Origin of the sequence: Actinocorallia longicatena, from assembly GCF_039534125.1 — a bacterium.
GTDB classification, from domain to species: domain Bacteria; phylum Actinomycetota; class Actinomycetes; order Streptosporangiales; family Streptosporangiaceae; genus Actinocorallia; species Actinocorallia longicatena.
Map to the genome: position 1 here is coordinate 92,977 of NZ_BAAAUV010000014.1, position 20,242 is coordinate 113,218.

Here is a 20,242-nt window from a genome sequence, read left to right on the forward strand (position 1 = left end):
ACCGAATTCTCACTTTTGTAGGCCTAAGCCCGATTCGACCGTTCTCGGGCCTCGGAATTCGTCGGATCGTTCAAGTAGGATCCCCCGTGATGAAGGATGTTCTCCTCGGGGCGAGGTTTCTCGGGCGCGGGCTGGCGTGGTGCGCGGCCCGGCCCAAGCAGTGGCTGTTCGGGCTGATCCCGGCGCTGGTCTCCATGATCCTGTTCACCGGGCTGCTGGTGCTGCTCGCCTACCGGGCCGACGATGTCGCCGGCTGGCTGACACCGTTCGCCGACGACTGGTCGAAGGGGGCCAGGGAGTCGCTGCGGCTGCTGACCGGGGTGCTGCTGTTCGGGGTGGGGGCGTTCCTCAGCGTCCTGCTGTTCACGGCCGTGACGCTGCTGATCGGGCAGCCGTTCTACGAGGCGCTGGCCGTCCGGGTGGAGGAGTCGGAGGGCGGGGCTCCGCCGGACCCCGGGACGTCACTGTGGCTGCAGATCGTCCGGGCGATCCGGGACGGGATCGTCCTCGCCGCGATCGCGCTGGTGTTCGCGGTCGTCTTCTTCGCGCTCGGGTTCATCCCGGTCGTGGGGCAGACCGTGGTGCCGGTCGTCGCCGCCTGCGTGTCCGGTTTCTTCCTCTGCGGGGAGCTGACCTCGATCGCCCTCGACCGTCGCGGGCTGGTGCGCAAGGAGCGGTTCGCGCTGCTCAGAGCCCATCGGGCCAGCACGGTCGGGTTCGGCGCCCTGACGGTCGTGATCTTCCTGATCCCGCTCGGCGCCGTGCTGTTCATGCCGGTCGCCGTCGCCGGGGCCACCCTCTACTCCCGGCACCTGTCGCCCTACCCGGCCAAGAGGCTTCTGCCGCCGGACGCGCCCGCCCCCTCCTGAACGGTCGCGCCGGAAAGGCCTGATCGCCTGGAAGGATGGACGTGTGCTGATCGGCGTTCTCGGAGTGCTCGACGTGCGGGACGCGGCCGGCGCCCGGGTCGAGATCGCCGGGCGGCGGCTGCGGACCCTGCTGATCCGGCTGGCCGCCGAGGCGGGCCGGCCCGTCTCCGCGGAACGGCTCATCGACGCCGTGTGGGAGGGGACGCCGCCCGCGAACTCCGCCAACGCCCTCCAGGCCCTGATGTCACGGCTGCGCGCGGTGATCGGGGCCGGCGCCGTCGAGTCCGGGCCCGGCGGATACCGGCTGGCCGGAGCCGAGACCGACGCCGCGGAGTTCGAGCGGCTCGTGGCCAGGGGGCGTTCGGCGCTCACCGCGGGGGACGCCGAGGCCGCCACGGACCTGCTCGGCCGGGCGCTGGCGCTCTGGCGGGGCCCGGCCCTGGCCGACGCCGGCGGCGCGGGGTTCGCCGAACCGTTCGCCGCCCGGTGGGAGGCGGCCCGGCTGGAGGCCGTCGAGGACAGGGCCGACGCCGAGATCGCGCTCGGCCGCGCGGCGGAGCTCGTCCCTGAGCTGGAGCCCGCGGCGGCCGCGCATCCGCTGCGCGAGAGCGTCCAGGCGCGGCTGATGCGGGCCCTGTACGCGGCGGGGCGCCAGGCCGACGCCCTCGCCGTCTTCGAGCGCACCCGCGAGGGCCTCGCCGAGGAGCTGGGCGTGGATCCGTCGCCGGAGCTGGCGGCCGTCCACCTCGCGGTGCTGCGGCGGGAGCGGCCGTCGGCCCGCCGCACCAACCTGCCCGCGCAGATCACGAGCTTCGTCGGGCGGGCGCCCGAGCTCGGCCGGCTGCACGACCTCCTGGTGCGCGACGGTGCCCGGCTGGTGACCCTCACCGGACCCGGCGGGGCGGGGAAGACGCGGCTGGCCTGCGAGGCCGCCGCCGGGCTCGACGACGCCGACGGGATCTGGTTCGTCCCGCTCGCCCCGGTGACGGCCGCCCTCGACGTGCCGCAGGCCGTCCTGACGGCGCTCGGGCTCGCCGAGACGCTGCGGGTCGAGCCGCGCGAGCGTTCGGCGCCGCTCGACCGGCTGGTCGACGTGCTGGAGAACCGGCGGCTCACCCTCATCCTCGACAACTGCGAGCACCTCCTCGACCCGGTCGCGGACCTGGCCGGACGGGTGCTGGCGGCCGCCGCCGGGGTCCGGATCGTCGCGACCAGCAGGGAGCCGCTCGGCATCACCGGTGAGACGCTCTGCGCCGTGCCCTCCCTCGCGCTGCCCGCCGAGGAGGCCTCCGCGCGGGACGCGGCGGGGCACGAGGCCGTCCGGCTGTTCCTGGACCGGGCCGCGGCGGTGAGTCCCGGCTTCGTCCTCGACGAGGAGACCACGGCGCCCGTCGTCCGGATCTGCCGCGCCCTCGATGGCATCCCGCTGGCCATCGAGCTCGCCGCGGCCCGGCTGCGGTCGCTGACCCCGGCGCAGATCGCGTCCCGGCTGGACGACCGCTTCCGGCTGCTCACCACCGGCAGCCGCACCGCCCTGCAGCGCCACCAGACGCTGCGCGCGGTCGTCGACTGGTCGTGGGAGCTGCTGACCGCCCGGGAGCGGGCCGTGCTGCGGCGGCTGTCGGCCTTCGCCGGGGGCGCGAGCCCCGCCTCGGCCGCGGCGATCTGCTCACCGGGCGGGGGCGATGGGAACGACGGGGACGACACCGTGGACGTGATCGCGTCGCTGATCGACAAGTCGCTGGTGATCGCCGAGGGGCGCAGCGAGGTGCGGTACCGGCTGCTGGAGACCGTCCGGGCCTACGCGCGGGAGAAGCTGGTGGAGGCGGGGGAGGAGGAGGCCGTGCTCGACGCGCACGGCGCCCACTTCCTGGCGCTGGCCGAGCGGACCGAACCGCTGCTGCGCGGGCACGACCAGCTCGTCGAGGCCGACCGGCTGGCGGCCGAGCACGTCAACTGCATAGCGGCGCTCCAGTGGGCGATCCGGGCGGAACGGGTGGAGCTGGGGCTGCGGTTCGTCGGCGCCCTCACCTGGTTCTGGATCATGCGGGACTACGAGGCCGAGGCCGGGCAGTGGGCCGTCGAGGTGTACGGGATGGTCGGGGACACGCCGCCGGAGGGGCTCTCCGAGGCGTACTCGATCTGCGTCTTCAGCGCGTCCATGGTGACGGCGATGCTCAGCGCGGAGGGGCCGGACCCGGGGAAGCTGACCGAGGGCCTGCGCGGGCTCGACCTCAGCGGCGGGCATCCCGCGCTGCACCTGATCGCCCCGCTGGCCGCGGCGCTGTCGGACGACTTCGAGGAGGCGGCGCGCCATCTCGACCGTGCCGTCGCGGAGCCGGACCCGTGGGTGCGGGGCGGCGCCCACACCTTCCGCGGCTATCTGGCCCACGCCCAGGGCGACCCGGAGCGCGCCGAGCGCGAGGGCCGGGAGGGCTACCGGCTCTTCCGGTCGGTGGGCGACCGCTGGGGCATGTCCCTGGCGTTGAACGGCCTGACCGATCTGGCGATGCTCCGCGGCGACCCGGCCGCGGCGATCCGGCTCTGCGACGAGGCGATCGGCTATGCGAGCGAGGGCGTCAGCCCCGACCTGGGCGCTCCCGGGCTGATCCGCCGCGGCCACGCCCGCGCCCTGTCGGGTGATCCGGAGGGCGCCCGCGCCGACCTGGAGCGGGGCATCCGGATGGCGGAGCGGATCGGGGAGCACGGTGACGTCGCCTACGGCAACGTCTGGCTCTCCGACCTGAGCCGCGTCGAGGGCGACCTGCCGGCCGCCCACCGCCACCTGGCCGCTGCCCTGGCCGCCATCGAGCCGGTCGAACGCCGCCTGGACCTCCAGCAGGCCACCGCGCTCACCCTCGGCCGCCGAGCCGCCCTCGCCGTCGCGGACGGCGACCTGCCCACCGCGGAGTCGTGGCTGCTCCGCGCCGAGTCCATCGACCCGGGGCTGCGCCGGACCTCCACCATCACCGCCCTCCTCGCGGACGTCCGGGCGGTCTTCACCCTGGCCCAGGGCGACCCCGTCACCGCCACCCGCCTCCTGGCCAGGGCCCGGACGCTCCGCGGCGGCCCCGACCCCACCGCGCCCGACCACCCCGCGACCCTCGAAGCCTGCCGCACCGCCCTCGGCCCCGCCTTCACGGCCCTCTACCCCTTCTGAGCGGAGGGCCCCCGCCGGGAGGGGGCGGAGGCGCGGCCGGAGGGCGACGGTGGTCAGGAACGGCGCGTGTAGGCGCGCAGGGCCAGGGGGAAGGCGGTGACGGTGAGGGCGGCGGACCACACGAGGGTCCACCAGAGGTGGTCGCCGAGGGGGGCGCCGGTGAACGCCCAGCGGAGGGTGTCGGAGAGATGGGTCACCGGGTTGACCTCGACCCAGGACTGGAGCCAGCCGGGCATCGTCGAGGTGTCGGCGAGGAAGACGCTGCTGCCGAACGTCAGGGGCATGACCCAGAGGAAGGAGATGCCCTGGACGGTGTCGGGGCTCGGGGCCGTCATCCCGAACAGCACCGAGATCCAGCTGACGGCCAGGAAGAACACGTAGGTGACCAGGACTCCGGCCGCGATGTTCAGCGGGGTGGTTCCGGTGAAGCGGAAGCCCAGCAGGAGGCCGAAGCCGAGCGTCACGATGACCGACAGGACGAACCGGACGGTCTCGCCGAGCACCGCGCCGATCAGGGGCGCGGAGCGGCCGATCGGGAGGCTGCGGAAGCGGTCGAAGACGCCCTTGTTGATGTCCTCGGCGAGGCGGGTGCCGAGGCCCATGGTCCCGAACATCGCCATCTGGGCCATCAGACCGGGCAGGAGCTGTTGGAGGTAGGAATGGGTGTCCCCGGCGACGGCGCCGCCGAACACGTACAGGAACAGGGTCATGAAGATGATCGGGATGAGGAGCGTGTCGATCAGCTTCTCGGGGGAGTGCCGGAGCTGGGTGACGCTGCGCCAGGCGAGCGTCAGGCCGTTGCGGGTGAGCTTTCCGGTGGCGGCGAACGGGCGGGGGCCCGCGGTGGCGACGGCGCTCATGCCGCGCTCCTTCCGGTCAGGGTGAGGAAGACCTCGTCGAGGCTGGGCAGGCGGAGCGTGAGCTCGGCGGCGACGATCCCCGCCTCGTCGAGCCTCCGCACGACGGCCGACAGGAGCGCCGGATCGTCGACGGGCGCGGTGACGGCGCCGCTGTCGCGGTCGACGTCGGCCCGGTGCCCGGTCACCTCGCCGACGATCCGCGCCAGCTCCTCCTCGAACCCGGTGACGGTCGCCCGGACGGCCAGCGTCTGCCCGCCGGTCTTGACCTTGAGCTCCTCGGCGGTGCCGGTGGCGATGACCTTGCCGTGGTCGAAGACGACGATGGAGTCGGCCAGCGCGTCGGCCTCGTCCAGGTACTGGGTGGTCAGCAGGACGCTGGCGCCGTCGGAGACCAGGCCCCGTACGGTCTCCCACACCTGCCCGCGCGCCCTCGGGTCGAGCCCGGTCGTGGGCTCGTCGAGGAAGACGACCTCGGGGCGTCCGAGGAGGCTGGCGGCCAGGTCCAGCCGCCGCCGCATCCCGCCCGAGTAGGTGCGGGCGGCCCGTCCCGCTGCGGAGGCCAGCGCGAACCGTTCGAGCAGCGTGTCGGCGCGCTCGCGGCTCTCCCTCCGCCCGAGATCCAGCAGCCGACCGATCATGATCAGGTTCTCGCGCCCGGTCAGCTCCTCGTCGACGGAGGCGTACTGGCCGGTGAGCCCGATCCGCTCCCTGACCCGCCCCGCGTCCTTGACGACGTCGAAACCGGCGACCCGGGCCGTCCCGGCGTCGGCCCTCAGCAGCGTCGCCAGCACCCGCACCGCGGTGGTCTTCCCGGCCCCGTTGGGCCCGAGCACCCCCACCACGCTCCCCCGGGGCACGACGAGATCCACCCCGTCGAGCGCCCGGGTCCCCCCGTACCTCTTGACCAGCCCTTCGGCCTCAATGATGTTCTCCATGCCCTCACGATGGACTCCCGGCCTGACACCTCCCTGATCCCGTCCTGACACCGTGTCCCGCGAGCTGAGGATTGCGCAGCACGATGGAGGCGTTGAGCGCGGTGGCGAACCCCGTCCAGGCCGCGTAGGGCACGAGCGCGAGCGCCGCCCCCTGGTCGACCCGCCAGGCCCGCCGTACCAGATCGGCGTTCGACAGGTTCAGCGCGACGATCTCGGCCAGCGCCCCACGGGGCCGCCGCGCGCCGAAGAACACCCCCGGCCATCCGGCGTTGAGCACGAGATTCACCCCGACCGCCCGCCCCAGGGCCGCCCGCTCCTTCCCCCGCGCGTTGTCGATGGCCCGGGCCGACCCCCAGGCGATCAGTCCGTACAGAGGCGTCCACACCACGGGAAACGCCCACCCCGGCGGCTGCCACCCCGGTTTCCGCAGCCCCCGGTACCACCCCGACCCCGGATCGGTGACGACCGCTCCCGCGAGGAAGGGATCGCCCGTCGGTGCGGCGGGTGCGGGCGCGGGTCAGTCCTTGAAGGTCGGGGGGCGGGATTCCTTGCGGGCTTTGATGGCCTCTTCGAAGTTGCGGGTGGTGAGGCGGACGAAGAGCTGGGCCTGGCCTTCGGCTTCCATGTGGGACTGGAGGCTGCCGGCGTCGAGGCTGGACCAGAGCATGCGCTTGGTGAGCTCGGTGCCGACGCGGCTGTAGGCGGCGATGCGGTCGGCCAGGTCGAGGCAGGCGTCCATGAGGTCGGGTTCGGGGAGGGTGCGGGAGACGAGGCCGATGCGCTCGGCTTCGGCGGCGTCGACGTCGCGGCCGGAGAGCATGATCTCGAAGGCGCGGCTCGCGCCGATGGCGCGGGGCAGGAGGTAGGACAGGCCCAGTTCGCTGGCGGTGAGGCCGTTGTTGATGCCCGCCGCGCGGAAGTAGGCCGCGTCGGCGGCGAGCCTGATGTCGGTGGCCATGGCGAGGCAGAGGCCGCCGCCGATCGCGGGGCCGTTGATCGCGCCGATGATCGGCTGGTGCGCCTTGCGGAGGGAGAGGATGACGTCGTCGAGGAGCTCCATCGACCTGCGGGCGATCGACGGGATCGTCAGGCCCTCGATCCCGGGGATCGGGCCCGGGCTCTCCAGGTCGGCGCCCGAGCAGAAGCCGCGCCCCGCGCCCGTCAGCACGATCACCCGGGTGTCGTTGTCGTGGCCGGCGCGCTCCACGGCCTCGCGGAGCGGGATCATCACCTCGAACGCCATCGCGTTCATCCGCTCGGGCCGGTTCAGCGTGATGCGCGTGACCCGAGGCCGCGGCTTGTCGACCACCACAAAGTCCATCCCGCGAGACTAGAACCCGTTCTAGTTTCTCCGCAAGGCCACCTCCCCGCCCTTCTCGCCGTCGCTCCCGGTGCCCTGCTCGGTGCTCAGCTCGGTGCTCAGCTCGGAGGCCGTGACACCGTCCCCGGAAGCCGCGTCGTCCTTCCCGGGGGCCGGGCGGGGCCTCGGGCGGGTGTGGCGGTAGGCGAGGCCCGCGACGAGGCCCCAGAAGGGGGCGCCGATGCCGAGGAGGGTGATGCCGGAGGCGGCCACGACGAAGGTGATGACGGCCTCGTCGCGGGTGGCGGGGGCCTGGACGGCGGCGTGGAGCGACGACGCGAAGGCGGCCAGGAGCGCCAGCCCCGCGACGGTCTCGATGAGGAGGGGCGAGGTGAGGAGGGTGACGGCCAGGCCGGAGGTCAGGCCCAGGAACAGGTACATGACGCCGCCGGTCACCGAGGCGATCCAGCGGCGGTCGCGGTCGGGATGGGCGTCGGGGGAGGCGGCCAGCGCGGCCGTGATCGCCGCCAGGTTGATCGCGTGGCCGCCGAAGGGCGCGCCGATGACGGTCCCGGCTCCGGTCGTGGTCAGGATGGGACGCAGCGGCGGACGGTAGCCGTTGGCGGCCAGCACTCCCATCCCCGGCACGTTCTGGGACGCCATCGTCACCACGAACAGCGGGATCGCCACCCCGGCCAGGGCGCCCATCGAGAAATGCGGAACCGTCGCCGTCAGCGACGGCCAGGACAGCGGCCCGGGGGAGCCCGTCAGCACGATCGCGACGGCCGAGACGCCCAGGGCCGCGGGGATCGACCAGCGCCGGGTCCGCTCGAACCGGGCGAGCACCGCCCAGGTGAGGACGATCGGAAGCGCCGCCTCCGGAATCTCGGCGACCGCCTTGACCGGCGCCACGCACAGCGGGAGCAGCACCCCGGCCAGCATCGCCGACGCGATCGGCACGGGGATCGCCGCCAGTGCCCGGCCCAGATGCCGCGACAGGCCCGCCAGGACGATCAGCACCCCGGTCACCGCGAAGGCGCCGAGCGCGTCGCGATAGGCCACCCCGTGCACCGTGACCAGCAGCGCCGCCCCCGGCGTCGACCACGCGGTCGAGATCGGCATCCGGTACCGGAGCCCCAGCGCGATCGCCGCGACCCCCATCGTCACCGACAGCACCAGCAGCCCCGATGCCGCCTCCCGGTCGCTCGCCCCGACCGCCCGCAGCCCCGCGAGCACCACCGCGAACGAACTGGCGAACCCCACGACGGCCAGCACGACCCCCGCCATCACCGGCTGCACCACCCCGCCACGCGGCGACCCGGACGGATCGCCGGATCCGGCCCCGCCGGATCCGGCAAAGCCGGACGGCCGGGGGCCGGGCTCGACGGCCTTGGTCTTCTTCCGCACCGGCCCTCCTCTCATGGTGTTCCGTAAATGGAACGATAACCCGGCGGCGGGTGTTCCGCAAACGGAACGGGAGGGGGCAGACTAGGGGGCATGGAGTCGGTCGTCGAAGAGGGTTTCGCGGAGCGGATCGGGCAGCGGGTCCGGCGGCTGCGGAACGAGCGTGGCCTGTCGCTGTCGGAGCTGGCGCACCGGGCGGGGGTGGGGAAGGCGACGCTCTCGGGGGTCGAGGCGGGGACCAGGAACGCGACCCTGGAGACGCTCTACGCCATCGCCGCCCAGCTCGAGGTCCATCTGGCGGCCATCGTGGCCGAGCCGGGAGGTCCCGCGGAGCCGGTGGACATCGTGGCGGGCGACGCGGTCTCCGGCACCCTCCTGGAGACCTTCGAGGACCCCGGCTGGATCACCGAGCTCTACCGCCTGCGCATCCGCCCGGGGCGCGTCCAGTTCTCCCCGGCCCACCCCACGGGCGTCACCGAGCACCTCACGGTCTTCTCCGGCACCGCACGCGTGGGCCCCGAGGGCGCCCCGGTCACCGTCCCGCCGGGCGGCCACGCGGTCTGGGCCGCCGACGTCCGCCACATCTACGCGGCGGAGACCGAGGAGGAGGTCCAGGCCTCCCTGGTCATCAGGTATCCGCGTCCCGACCCACCCACCGGTCCGGCGGGGCCGTCCGATGTGTAACGATCGAGAGCAACAGTACAAAGGGGGACGGAAGTGGGCATCATCTCGCCGGGATTCGGTGGCAGGCGGCGTGCCGACGACGGCAGGCTCCCGCCCGGCCAGTACCTGACCGAGGACTTCCCCGTCCTCACCGCGGGCCCCACCGAGTTCGTCGGCACCGACCGCTGGGAGCTCAGCGTCGTCACCGAGACGGGCACCGAGCACCGCTGGTCGTGGGCCGACCTCATGGCCCTGCCCGCGGAGACCCCGACGGTCGACATCCACTGCGTCACCAAGTGGACCAAGCTCGACACCACCTGGACGGGCGTCTCCCTCGACGTCCTCCTCGAAGACGTCGAGACCGCGGCCGACTACGTCATGGCCGAGTGCTACGGCGGCTACACCACCAACCTGCCGCTCGACGATCTGCTCGACGGCAAGGCCTGGATCGTCCACAAGTTCGGCGGCGAGGACCTCCCCGCCCGCCACGGAGGCCCGGCCCGGCTGCTCGTCCCGCACCTGTACTTCTGGAAGTCGGCCAAATGGCTGCGCGGCCTGCGCATGATGGACCAGGACGAGCCGGGCTTCTGGGAGACCGCGGGCTACCACACCTACGGCGACCCGTGGCGCGAGCAGCGCTACTGGGGCGACTGATGGTCCGCAGGCTCGCCTGGCTGCCCGCCGAGCTCGTCGGGCGGAGGACCGAGACGGCCTCGGCCGTCACCCTGGACTTCGACGTCCCCGGCTGGCCGGGGCACCTCGCGGGCCAGCACGTCGACATCAGGCTGACCGCAGAGGACGGCTACAGCACCCAGCGCAGCTACTCCCTGGCCGAGCCGGGCAGGGTCGCCCTGACCGTGCAGCGCGTCACCGGCGGCGAGGTCTCGCCCTATCTCGCCGACGTGCTGAGGATCGGCGACACGATCGAGCTCCGCGGCCCCGTCGGCGGCTACTTCGTCTGGCGGCCGTCCGAGACCCGTCCCGTCCTGCTCGTGGGCGGCGGCTCCGGGGTCGTCCCCCTGGCGGCGATGATCAGGGCGAGGACCACCGGCGTCCCGTTCCGCCTGGTCTACTCCGTGCGGAGCCCCGAGGAGCTCCTCTACGCCTCCGAGCTGCGCCGCCCGCCCGGCGGCGTCGACGTCACGACCATCTACACCCGGCGCGCCCCCGAGGGCTCACCGCGGGCTCCCGGCAGGCTGACCCCGGCCGACCTGGCCGCCCACGGCTGGCCCGCCGACTTCGAACCCGACTGCTTCGTCTGCGGCCCGACGGGCTTCGTCGAGGCCGTCACCGGAATGCTGATCGCCCTCGGCCACGATCCGTCCCGGATCAGGACCGAGCGCTTCGGCCCGAGCGGAGACTGACATGCCAGAAGAGCACGCGGAACCCGAATACACCGACGGCAACGCGCTGGCGGGCCCGCTCGGCGAGGTCTTCGCCGTCGATGTCACGGCGGCGGTCGGCCGGTGCGCGCACTGCGGGCTGACCGGCGCGATCGCGGCCCTGCGCGTCTATGCCCGGACCGCGGGCCTGGTGGGCCGCTGTCCGGGCTGCGACGGTGTGGTGATCAGGCTCGTCCGCGGCCCGGCCGAGGCCTTCCTCGACCTGTCGGGCGCGTCCGTCCTGCGCGTCCCCCTCCCCGAGGGGTGACTACTTCCTGCCGTAACGCTGGTTGAAGCGCTCGACGCGGCCCGCGGTGTCCACGACGCGGCCCTTGCCCGTGTAGAACGGGTGGCTCTCGGAGGAGATCTCGGTGTCGATCACCGGATAGGTGTTGCCGTCCTCCCACTCCACGGTGTTCGCGCTGGTGGCCGTCGAGCGGGTGAGGAAGGCGAAGTCCGCGCTACGGTCCCTGAACACGACCGGACGGTACTCGGGGTGAATGGTGTTCTTCACAGCGGCTCCTTTCGTTTCCTTCGGCCCGTACAGCAACCGGCGGCGCCCGTTAATTCCCCTGCTGGGAGCCCGCTTCCAGGACCCGCGCGGCCTCTCTTCCCGCGGCCTCGTTCCGCACCCCGGCCCGCGATCCGGCGAGCTTCGCGGCGATGTGCTCCGCGACGGTGATCGGCGGATACTTCGCCCCGTCCCCGGCGCACGAGGGCAGCGTGGAGATCACGGCGTCGAGGTCCCCGTCGTGGAAGTAGGCGGCCGAGCGCCGCCGTTCGATCGTCCCGCCGACGATGGGCGGCTTGACCCGGTGCAGCGTCGAGAGCCACCGCTCGTTGGTCCACCGCGCCATCAGATCCCCCAGGTTGACGAGCAGCGCCCCCGGTTCGGGCAGGACGTCGTGCCAGATCCGGTCGGGCCCGAGCACCTGGAGCCCGGGGACCCGGTCCGCCCACAGGACGGTGCAGATCCCGTAGTCGGTGTGCGGCCCCATGCCGGTGAGGTCGCCGTCCAGGTCGCCGTCCAGGTCGACCCGGCCGGGCGGGAGGGCGTAGTTGTTCATGCGCAGCACGTCGAGGGAGTGGCCGGTGAAGGCGTCGAAGAAGCCGGGCTCCAGCCCCAGCGCGTCGGCGAAGATCGTCGTGAGGGTCCCGGCGACCCGGGAGGCCTCGGCGAAGTAGGCCTCGACGGCACGCCGGTAGCCGGGCAGCGGCGGCCAGATGTTGTCGGCGTAGTCGTCGGCGGGCAGATCGAGGTCCGGGTGCGCCGACGCGGGGACGCCCACGTTGAACGCCTCGAAGAAGTCGTTCATCCGGCCGGCCGGTTCCACGCCGAGGGAGAGCGAGAGCGACTCGCTCTTCGGCGCCGTGTACCCGCGGTTGATCCGCGGCGGGGCCGTGTACCCCTTCTTGACGTCGAGGGGCAGCCCGAAGAAGGAGTCGAGGGCGCCGCCGAGGGCCTCCAGCACCGGCAGCGGGATCCCGTGCCCGGTGATCTGGACGAACCCGATCTCCGAGCAGGCGGCGTCGAAGGCGGCGGCCGTCGCGGCGGACGGTTCGCCGCGCACGTAGGAGGAGATGTCGACGACGGGAACGGCGAAGGTCATGAGATCTCCTCGAGGAGCGAGCGGGCGCGGCGGCGCAGGCCGTCCTTGCCGGAGTCGTCGAGCCAGCAGGCGTCGATCGCGGTGAAGGTGAAGTCCGCCAGGTCGCGGGCGGTGTAGCCGAGGGCGCCGGCCAGCACGACGAAGTCGTTGGTCGGATCGGTGCCGAACATCGGCGGATCGTCGGAGTCGATCGTGATGCGCAGTCCGGCGCGGCGCATCCGGTCGATGAGCTCGTGCGAGCCGTCGCCGCCGCCGGAGTAGCGGCCGATGTCGGAGCTGACCGGGGTGCAGGTGAAGGCGATGCCCTCGTCGACGCAGCGGCGCAGGACCGGCGGCGAGGTGACGACGTGGTAGCCGTGGTCGACGCGCGTGCAGTGCAGATCGTCGAGGAGGATCTCGATGTGGCGGGGCGGGCCCGACTCGGAGTGGGCCGTGCGGTTCAGCCCGGCCCGCTCGGCCCTGCGGAACGCGGTGGCGAACAGGCCGGGCGGCCCGTTGACCTCCTCGTAGTCGAGGCCGATGCCGACCACCTCCTCGGTCCGGTGCTCGATGACCGTCTCGACCAGGGCCTCGGCTTCGCGGGCCGAACGCTCGCGGTGCAGGGCGACGATCACGCGGCTGTCGATGCCCCGGTCGGTCAGCGCCTCGCGCATGCCCGCCCGGACGCCCTCCATGATGGTCGCGTAGGGGACGCCCGGATGCGACGCCGGGCTGACGAAGATCTCCCGGTAGAGGACGGTGTGGTCGGCGCCGCCGAGCGTCAGGGACTCGTAGGTGACGCGCCGGAAGTCGTCGGCGTCGCGCATCGCCGAGCCGATGACGTCGTACACGCGCAGGAACTCGCCGAGGCTCTCGTAACTGGGGATGTCGTACAGGGAGCCGGCGTCCCTCGGCAGCGGCACACCGTGTTTCCGGGCGAGCTCCACCGCGGTCGCGGCCCGGACGGAGCCGGTGAGATGGCAGTGCAGGCTCACCTTCGGCAGACTCCGCGCGGTCTTTTCGGTCACCGCGGGACCGTTCTTCGGGGCGGCCGGATCAGTGGTCACGGGTTCACGGTGGGCCGGGGCCGTGTCCCGGGCATATGGGGCGCGTTACGGCCCGGTAAATGGTCGAGGGTCAGAGCCAGCCCATGTCGCGGGCGGTGTTGGCCGCCGCGACCCGGGTGGACTCGCCCAGCTTGGTGATCGAGGTGGACAGGTAGTTGCGGACCGTCCCCTCGGTGAGATGCAGGGCCGCGGCGATGTGCTGGGTCTCCCTGCCCGCCGCCACCAGCCGCAGGATCTCGCGCTCGCGGGGGGTCAGCGGGTTGTCGCCCGCGGCCATGGCGGTGGCGGCCAGGTCGGCGTCGAGGTAGCGGCCGCCGGCGTGGATCTTGCGGAGGGCCCCGGCGAGGACGTCGGCGGGGGAGTCCTTGGCGACGAAGCCGCGGACCCCGGCCGCCATCGCGCGCCGCAGGTATCCGGGACGCCCGAAGCTGGTGAGGATGCACACCGCCGGACGCGGGCCCGCCCGGTGCAGCCGCTCGGCGAGCGTCAGGCCGTCGAGGTCGGGCATGTCGATGTCCAGCACCGCGATGTCGGGATCGTGGGTACGGACGGCCTCCAGCACCTCGCCGCCCCGCCCGGCCTGCGCGACGACCTCGAGATCCGGCTCGAATCCCAGCAGCGCCGCCACCGCGCCCCGGATCAGGTGCTCGTCGTCGGCGAGGAGGATCCGGATCACGCCAACGACTGTACGGGCACGAGCGGGAGCTCGGCGACGACGGCGAAACAGCCGGGCTCCTCGGGACCCGCGCTGAGCCGCCCGCCCACGGCCTCGACCCGGCTGGACAGCCCCGCGAGGCCGTCACCGGGGCCGTCATCACCGGGGATATCACCGGGGGCCCGCCGCGGGACGCCGTCGTTGCGCACGGTCAGCGTGACGGCCGAGGCCGTCGTCACGAGGGTGATCGAGCAGTTCCGGGCGCGGCTGTGCTTCAGCACGTTGGTCGCGGCCTCCCGCACGACCCAGGCGAGCACCGTGCCCTGCTCGGCGGGCAGTTCCGGCGGGACGGCCGGGAAGTCGCAGGCCGTCCCCGCCGCGGCGAGCACGCCCCCGACGCTCACGAGTTCCCCGTCGAGCGAGGGATCGCGGTAGCCGCGGATGGTGGCGCGGACCTCGCGGAGGGCGGACCGCGCGGACCGCTGGACGTCCCGCAGCTCCTCCTGGGCCCGCCCGGCGTCGACGGGCACGACCCGGATCGCCAGCTCGGTCTTGACCGCGATCAGCGAGAGCTGGTGGCCGAGCAGGTCGTGCAGGTCGCGGGCGATCCGCAGCCGCTCCTCGGTGACGGCGAGACGGGCCTGCGACTCCTGGGCGATCTCGGCCTCGCGGAGGATCTCCATCAGCCACTTGCCGCTGAGGTAGGTGAAGGCCGACAGCCCCGTGACGATCGCCAGCAGGAGCGTCGTGACCGGCCAGGAGTACCAGCCGACGTCGTCGCCGGTCAGGGTGACCGGCAGCGCGGTGAAGGCCGCGGTCGCCGCGCAGAGCGCCGCCACCTGACGGGTCGAGCGGAGCGCCAGCGACGCCGCGGCCGCCCAGAACGGGGCGACCATGAACCAGCCGGGGCTGAGGAACATGACGAGCGTCAGACCGGCGGCGACGACCCCGTTCACCACCACGTCCCGGACGGCCGCCGTCCCCTGGAGCCCGTCGCGGGTCATCCGCTGGATCCGCCAGAGGAACCAGAGGGCGAGCCCGGTCAGCCCGGCCGCGACGGCGGGCCCGGCCTTCGCGGAGAGGTCGAGCGCGCCGAACCCGAAGGCGAGCCCGATCGCCACCGCGGTCAGGTCGTAGGTCCGCAGCAGGATCTTCCGGGCCCTGGCGAACCGCTCGGCACCGTCGTCCACCGGATCTCCTCTCAGCCGTCGCGCCGGGGTTCCCACCGGAACCAGCGGCGTGCCATCAGCGCTCCCAGCCCGGTCCAGGCCAGCAGGGTCAGCAGCGGGATCGCGCACGCCGCCCAGGCCCCGGCGGAGCCCAGCGCGTCCCGGCCGCCGCCGGTCGTGTAGTCACGGCCCAGCCACGCCGTCCTGGTGATCTCCACGACGGGGGTCAGCGGCATCGCCCCGGCCGTCTGCCGGACGGCCTCCGGCAGCCCGTCCAGCGGGAACAGGAAGCCCGAGGCGGCGATCGACACCAGCAGGATCGGCGCGGCCGTCCACTGGATCGCCTCGGCGTTCGGGGTCAGCCCGGACAGCGCCAGCGCCAGCAGCGAGAACACCACCACCCCCAGCGCCATCCCCGTGAGCAGCAGCGGAACATCACGGGGTGCTCCACCGTCCAGCCCGGCGACGATCACCACCATGATCGCCCCCGCCTGCACCGTGTACAGCAGCCCGGCCCCGAGCATGCTCGCGCCCAGTATCTCCCGGTCGGACAGGGCGCTCGTGCGCAGCCGCCGGAGCGTCCGCTCCTCGCGCCGCGCGGTCAGCGCCGAGGCGAGGTTGAACAGCACGGCCGCCAGCAGGAAGAACCCGATGTCGCCGGTCGCGGCGTAGAGCGGCACGGGCAGGCCCGCGGTGGTCACGCCGCCCTGGTCGCCGACGGTCAGCGAGACCGCGAAGAACAGCGGCACCCCGACCACCGAGAACACCGCCATCCTGTTGCGCCACAGCAGCAGGTAGTCGAGCCGGATGACGTTCAGCACCTCAGACCCCCTCGGCGATCTCGAGGAACACGTCCTCGAGCGATCCGCCCCGCACTTCGAGCCCGGCGAGCTCGATCCCGTTCCCCGACGCCCACCGCAGCAGCTCGCCGAGCCCGTCCTGGACGCTTTCCACGAGCTCATAGCCCACCCGCCCGCCGCCGGTCTCGGGCGCCACCCCGCCGATCACCGGCGGCTCGGCGGCGGGCAGCGGCCGGAACGTGACGCGCGCGCCCCGCCGCGCCAGCACCTCCGCGACGGTCCCCGCCACCCTGATCCGCCCGGAGTGCATGATGGCGACCCGGTCGGCGAGCTGCTCGGCCTCCTCCAGGTAGTGCGTGGTGAGGACGACGGTCGTCCCCTGGTCGCGCAGCCCGCGGACGATCCGCCAGATCTCCTGCCTGGCCTGCGGGTCCATCCCCGTCGTCGGCTCGTCCAGGAAGACGATCTCCGGCCGTCCGGTCAGGGCGAGCGCCAGGTCGAGCCGCCGTCGCTGCCCGCCCGAGAGCTGCCGGACCCGCACCCCGGACCGGTCGGCGAGCCCCGACAGCTCCAGCACCTCACGCTGCGTGCGGGCGCCGCGGACCAGCCCGCGCCACGCCCGGACGGTCTCCCCGACGCTGAGGTCGGGGAACAGCCCGCCGTCCTGCATCATCACGCCGAGCCGTGCCCTGATCCGCCGCCGCTCCCGGTGCGGATCGGACCCCAGCACCCGGACGCTCCCCGCCCGTCCGGGACGCAGCCCCTCGACGGTCTCCAGTGTGGTCGTCTTCCCCGCCCCGTTCGTCCCGAGCAGCGCGAACAGCTCCCCGCGCGCCACCGCGAAGGAGACCCCGGAGACGGCCTCGAAGCTCCCGTAGCCCTGCCTGAGGTCCTCGACCTCGATCACGCTCTCCATGCCTCCAGCGTGGCCGCGGCGACGCCGTCGAGGTAGAAGCACCTGACACCTCGATCGCATGACACCTGTCATGCCACAGACCCGGCACCGAAGGTAGCGCCTCTGTCACCATGGGTGAATGTTCTCCGCGCTTCTGCTGGCGGCCTCGGCCGCTCTTTCCCCGGCCGCCGTCCCCCTCCCGGCGGCCCCGCCGCCCCCCTGCGCCCGGCACCTGTGGATCAGGACCTTCGACGGCTGGGCCTGCCCCCCGCCCCGCACCCCCCTCCACCGCTGCCCGCCCGCGGGCGTCCTGATCCCGTCCTTCGCGGCCGGCACCCACTGCGGTCTCCACCGGCCCTGAGACTCAGTTCTTCCGGGCCAGCCCGGTGTAGTGCAGCCGCTGGCCCACCGTCAGGTCGGCCGAGACCGGGGCTTCGGGGTGCCAGTGGGGATTGGGGACGACGCCCGGTTCCAGCAGCTCGTAGCCGTCGAAGAGGGCCGTGATCTCGGCCGGGGTCCGGAAGCGCCCCGAGCCGAGCAGCCGCAGGAACTTCTCCTCCAGCGGGGCGGTGACCTCGGGGTCGAACGCGCAGAAGTGCGTGACGAACACGTGGCTGCCGGGCGGGACCGCGGCCATGTAGGCGTCGAGCAGGCCCTTGGGGTCCTCGTCGTCGTGCAGATGGTGCAGGATCGCCACGAGCATCACCCCGACGGGCTCGCCGAGGTCGATGAGCCGCTTGACGTCCGGATGGCCCAGGATGCTCGCCGGGTCGCGCAGGTCGGCGGTCACCACGGCGGTGTTCGCGTTGCCGGCGAGGATCGCCTGGCCATGGGCGAGGACGATCGGGTCCTTGTCGACATAGACGACCCGGCACGACGGATCGGTCCGCTGGGCGACCTGGTGGGTGTTGTCGGCGGTCGGCAGCCCGGCGCCCAGATCGAGGAACCGGCGGATGCCGCGCCGGGCCATGAGCTGCACGCCGCGGCCCAGGGCGTCCCTGTTGATGCGGGCGATCGTCATGACCTCGGGCATGCCCTCGACCAGCCCCCGGAGGACCTGGCGGTCGACCTCGAAGTTGTCCTTGCCGCCGAGCGCGGCGTCGTAGACCCGGGCGATGCTCGGCCTCGTCACGTCGATACTCGCCATGCCGTGCACCCTAACCCCCGGCGGGTTCGGCGCGTTCGCCCCCGTCCGGCCGTACGATGCGTGACCATGGCTCTGCGTTTCGAGGAACTCGACTGGCGTCCCACCCCGATCGGCGAGATCAGCCTGCGCAGACGCCGCGAGCCCGTGCTGGACGTCGACGTGTACGAGATCAAGCTCGATGACGAGTACCTGATGTCGAGCCTGTTCACCGTGGCCGAGATCGCGCTGGCGGACCTCGGTCTCGGGGCGCTGACCGGTGACGGGTTCGACGTGGTGGTCGGCGGCCTCGGCCTCGGCTACACCGCGAAGGCCGCGCTCGACCACCAGAGCGTCCGGACGCTGCGCGTCCTCGACACCCTCCCCGAGGTGATCGACTGGCACCGTCGCGGGCTGCTGCCGCTCGGCCCCGCGCTGACCGGCGACCCGCGCTGCGAGCTGGTCCACGCCGACTTCTTCGCCGCGGTCGCCGACGGCTTCGACGCCCCGGTCGACGCGATCCTGCTGGACGTCGACCACTCGCCCCGGCACGTCCTGCACCCCGGCCACGCCGCGCTCTACACCCCCGCCGGGCTGGCCGGGCTCGCCGCCTGCCTGAACCCGGGCGGGGTGTTCGCGCTGTGGTCCAACGACCCGCCGGACGAGCCCTTCATGGCGACGCTCGGCGACGTCTTCCCCGGCCCCGAGGCGCATGTCGTCTCCTTCCCCAACCATCTGCAGGGCCGCGAGTCCACCAACACGGTGTACGTGGCGAAGAGGTGATCCTCAGCCTTCTCGGGGCGCTGGCCGCCAGCGTCTGCTTCGGCGTGGCCACCGTGCTCCAGGCCATCGCCGCACGGCGCGCCCCGTCGGCCGAGGGCGTCGATCCGCGGCTGCTGGTGCGGCTCGCCTCGCAGCTTCCCTTCCTGGCCGGGCTCGCCCTCGACCTGTCCGGATTCGTGCTGGAGCTGGCGGCGCTGCGGACGCTGCCGCTGTTCGTGGTCCAGGCGGTGATCGCGGCGAACCTGGCCGTCACGGCGGTGGTGGCGTCGAAGGTGATGGGGCTGCGGCTGTCGCGGGTGGAGTGGGGCGCGGTCGCGGTCGTCTGCCTCGGGCTCGCGCTGCTCGGCTCGTCCGCCGACAAGGAGTCGCCGGAGGAGGTCGGCGCGGCGTTCCGGTGGACCCTGCTCGCCTCGGCGGCGTCGCTGCTGCTGCTCGGGCTGGCCGCCGGGCGCCTGACCGGGACGGCCCGCGCCGTGACCCTCGGCACGCTCGCCGGGCTGGCCTTCGGCGTGGTCGCGATCGGCGCGCGGGTCGTCACCGACCTCGCCCCGCTGAGCGTGCTCACCGATCCCGCGGCGTGGTCGGTCGCGCTCGCGGGGCTCACCGCGCTGCTGCTCTACTCGACGGCGCTGCAGAAGGGCTCGGTCACCGCGACGACCGCCGCCGTGGTCGTCGCCGAGACGGTCATGCCCGCCGCCGTCGGGATCCTGCTCCTGCACGACACGACCCGACCCGGCCTCGCTCCGCTCGCGATCGCCGGATTCGTCCTCGCGGTCCTCGGCACCCTCACCCTGGCGCGCTTCGGCGAGCCGTCCACCTGAGCGCGTCCGCCACCTGAGCGCGTCCGCCACCTGAGCCCGTCCGTCACCTGAGCCCGTCCGTCACCCGGTCCCGGACAGCAGGGCGGGGTGGCGCGGGTCGTCCATCTTGACGACGACGTCGGCCGAGCCCCGCGGGTCGGCCTCGCGGTCGTGCCGCGCGTAGGCGGGCAGGGTCCACGCCGGTGACGTGCGGCGGGCCAGCGCCGCGGGCGACAGCGCCAGATGAACGGTCAGCTCGAACGGCAGCCACCGGCCCAGCAGCAGCGGGCCGTCCAGGAGCACGATCCCGCCGGGCGAGAGCCGGACATAGGAGGCGCGGGTGGCCCGGTCGAGGTCGGGATCCCACAGGCTCGGCAGGACCCGGCCGCTGCCGCCGGGGTCGAGCGGCGCGAGCACCTCGCGGAGCAGCGCGGCGGTGTCGAGCCACTCGTCGTAGAAGAGGTCGGGGTCCTCGCGGCCGAACTCGTAGCGCAGCGACGCGGGCCGCAGGTAGTTCCGCGCCGACACCCGCACCGTGTCCCGGCCGAGGGCGCGCAGCGGATCGACCAGCGCGTCCGCGAGCTCGGCCGTGCCCGAGCCCGGTGCTCCATCGACCGCCACCCGGACGCGCGTCTCCCGCGGCAGGTCCCCGATCCGCCCGGCGAGCTCGGCGACCAGCCGGTCGAAGGTGATCGGCCGCACCCGCCCGATGTTCCGCTCCATGACCGCACCAGCCTCCTCACATCCCAGCCTCCTCGCGCCTCAGGCTATTCCCGTGGTCACGGACG

Annotated in this window: 23 protein-coding genes; 9 read left to right on the forward strand and 14 right to left on the reverse strand. The window is 73.4% G+C overall.

The annotated features are described in order from the left end of the window. Positions 1-89: 89 nt before the first annotated feature. Both ABD785_RS25750 and ABD785_RS25755 read left to right on the forward strand, forming a co-directional pair. Complete coding sequence (locus ABD785_RS25750; protein WP_344832993.1) at positions 90-869, forward strand: EI24 domain-containing protein; 780 nt, start codon at positions 90-92, stop codon at positions 867-869. 43 nt (positions 870-912) lie between these two features. Next, positions 913-4,029, forward strand: a complete 3,117-nt coding sequence (locus ABD785_RS25755) for an ATP-binding protein (RefSeq protein ID WP_344832995.1) — start codon at positions 913-915, stop codon at positions 4,027-4,029. A gap of 53 nt (positions 4,030-4,082) precedes the next feature. On the opposite strand, the gene ABD785_RS25760 is transcribed toward ABD785_RS25755, so the two are convergent. From ABD785_RS25760 to ABD785_RS25780, 5 genes are all read right to left on the reverse strand, one after another. Then, on the reverse strand, positions 4,083-4,889 hold the full coding sequence (locus ABD785_RS25760) for an ABC transporter permease (protein WP_344832998.1): 807 nt from the start codon (positions 4,887-4,889) through the stop codon (positions 4,083-4,085). Next, positions 4,886-5,824, reverse strand: a complete 939-nt coding sequence (locus tag ABD785_RS25765) for an ATP-binding cassette domain-containing protein (RefSeq protein WP_344833001.1) — start codon at positions 5,822-5,824, stop codon at positions 4,886-4,888. The genes ABD785_RS25760 and ABD785_RS25765 overlap by 4 nt, the downstream gene beginning before the upstream one ends. Before the next feature lie 4 nt (positions 5,825-5,828). Next, complete coding sequence (locus ABD785_RS25770; protein WP_425547819.1) at positions 5,829-6,254, reverse strand: TspO/MBR family protein; 426 nt, start codon at positions 6,252-6,254, stop codon at positions 5,829-5,831. A gap of 87 nt (positions 6,255-6,341) precedes the next feature. Beyond that, on the reverse strand, positions 6,342-7,145 hold the full coding sequence (locus ABD785_RS25775) for an enoyl-CoA hydratase (RefSeq protein WP_344833004.1): 804 nt from the start codon (positions 7,143-7,145) through the stop codon (positions 6,342-6,344). A 21-nt stretch (positions 7,146-7,166) separates the two neighbouring features. Beyond that, positions 7,167-8,531, reverse strand: a complete 1,365-nt coding sequence (locus ABD785_RS25780) for a benzoate/H(+) symporter BenE family transporter (RefSeq protein ID WP_344833007.1) — start codon at positions 8,529-8,531, stop codon at positions 7,167-7,169. A gap of 90 nt (positions 8,532-8,621) precedes the next feature. Here ABD785_RS25780 and ABD785_RS25785 point away from each other — a divergent pair, with 90 nt between their 5' ends. From ABD785_RS25785 to ABD785_RS25800, 4 genes are read left to right on the forward strand one after another with little or no spacing between them, the layout of a single operon-like run. Then, positions 8,622-9,212, forward strand: a complete 591-nt coding sequence (locus ABD785_RS25785) for a helix-turn-helix domain-containing protein (RefSeq protein WP_344833010.1) — start codon at positions 8,622-8,624, stop codon at positions 9,210-9,212. A gap of 33 nt (positions 9,213-9,245) precedes the next feature. Further along, positions 9,246-9,845 (forward strand): sulfite oxidase-like oxidoreductase, encoded by a 600-nt coding sequence (locus tag ABD785_RS25790; RefSeq protein ID WP_344833013.1) that lies wholly within the window; start codon positions 9,246-9,248, stop codon positions 9,843-9,845. After that, positions 9,845-10,555 (forward strand): ferredoxin reductase, encoded by a 711-nt coding sequence (locus ABD785_RS25795; RefSeq protein WP_344833016.1) that lies wholly within the window; start codon positions 9,845-9,847, stop codon positions 10,553-10,555. The genes ABD785_RS25790 and ABD785_RS25795 overlap by 1 nt, the downstream gene beginning before the upstream one ends. A gap of 1 nt (position 10,556) precedes the next feature. Beyond that, positions 10,557-10,841 carry a DUF6510 family protein gene (locus ABD785_RS25800; protein WP_344833019.1) on the forward strand — a complete coding sequence of 95 codons (285 nt, stop codon included), beginning with the start codon at positions 10,557-10,559 and terminating at the stop codon, positions 10,839-10,841. Here ABD785_RS25800 and ABD785_RS25805 read toward each other — a convergent pair whose 3' ends face one another. The 7 genes from ABD785_RS25805 to ABD785_RS25835 all read right to left on the reverse strand — a co-directional run bounded on the left by ABD785_RS25805 (position 10,842) and on the right by ABD785_RS25835 (position 16,769). Continuing rightward, positions 10,842-11,087 carry a type B 50S ribosomal protein L31 gene (locus ABD785_RS25805; protein WP_344833022.1) on the reverse strand — a complete coding sequence of 82 codons (246 nt, stop codon included), beginning with the start codon at positions 11,085-11,087 and terminating at the stop codon, positions 10,842-10,844. 49 nt (positions 11,088-11,136) lie between these two features. After that, a complete protein-coding gene (locus ABD785_RS25810; protein WP_344833025.1) occupies positions 11,137-12,183 on the reverse strand; it encodes an isopenicillin N synthase family dioxygenase in 1,047 nt (348 codons plus the stop codon). Next, positions 12,180-13,229 carry an adenosine deaminase gene (gene add, locus ABD785_RS25815; protein WP_344833028.1) on the reverse strand — a complete coding sequence of 350 codons (1,050 nt, stop codon included), beginning with the start codon at positions 13,227-13,229 and terminating at the stop codon, positions 12,180-12,182. Before add ends, ABD785_RS25810 begins: the two co-directional genes overlap by 4 nt. Positions 13,230-13,299: 70 nt before the next feature. Then, positions 13,300-13,905 carry a response regulator gene (locus ABD785_RS25820; RefSeq protein ID WP_344833030.1) on the reverse strand — a complete coding sequence of 202 codons (606 nt, stop codon included), beginning with the start codon at positions 13,903-13,905 and terminating at the stop codon, positions 13,300-13,302. Beyond that, positions 13,902-15,074, reverse strand: coding sequence for a sensor histidine kinase (locus ABD785_RS25825; RefSeq protein ID WP_344833033.1), 1,173 nt, complete (start codon positions 15,072-15,074; stop codon positions 13,902-13,904). The genes ABD785_RS25820 and ABD785_RS25825 overlap by 4 nt, the downstream gene beginning before the upstream one ends. Positions 15,075-15,085: 11 nt before the next feature. Next, on the reverse strand, positions 15,086-15,874 hold the full coding sequence (locus ABD785_RS25830) for an ABC transporter permease (RefSeq protein WP_344833034.1): 789 nt from the start codon (positions 15,872-15,874) through the stop codon (positions 15,086-15,088). Between the two features lies 1 nt (position 15,875). Then, positions 15,876-16,769: an ABC transporter ATP-binding protein gene (locus ABD785_RS25835; protein ID WP_344833036.1), complete on the reverse strand. Its 894-nt coding sequence runs from the start codon at positions 16,767-16,769 to the stop codon at positions 15,876-15,878. Positions 16,770-16,887: 118 nt separating this feature from the next. Here ABD785_RS25835 and ABD785_RS25840 point away from each other — a divergent pair, with 118 nt between their 5' ends. Then, entirely contained in the window at positions 16,888-17,109 is a 222-nt protein-coding gene (locus ABD785_RS25840) for a hypothetical protein (protein ID WP_344833039.1), read from the forward strand. 3 nt (positions 17,110-17,112) lie between these two features. Here the strand turns inward: ABD785_RS25840 and ABD785_RS25845 are convergent, their stop codons facing one another. Beyond that, on the reverse strand, positions 17,113-17,895 hold the full coding sequence (locus ABD785_RS25845; protein WP_344833041.1) for an SAM-dependent methyltransferase: 783 nt from the start codon (positions 17,893-17,895) through the stop codon (positions 17,113-17,115). 66 nt (positions 17,896-17,961) lie between these two features. On the opposite strand from ABD785_RS25845, the gene ABD785_RS25850 reads away from it, so the two are divergent. Further along, entirely contained in the window at positions 17,962-18,654 is a 693-nt protein-coding gene (locus tag ABD785_RS25850; protein ID WP_344833043.1) for a spermidine synthase, read from the forward strand. Continuing rightward, positions 18,651-19,475, forward strand: coding sequence for a hypothetical protein (locus ABD785_RS25855; protein ID WP_344833045.1), 825 nt, complete (start codon positions 18,651-18,653; stop codon positions 19,473-19,475). Before ABD785_RS25850 ends, ABD785_RS25855 begins: the two co-directional genes overlap by 4 nt. Positions 19,476-19,535: 60 nt before the next feature. Here ABD785_RS25855 and ABD785_RS25860 read toward each other — a convergent pair whose 3' ends face one another. Further along, complete coding sequence (locus ABD785_RS25860) at positions 19,536-20,177, reverse strand: nucleoside/nucleotide kinase family protein (protein ID WP_344833047.1); 642 nt, start codon at positions 20,175-20,177, stop codon at positions 19,536-19,538. Positions 20,178-20,242: the final 65 nt, after the last annotated feature.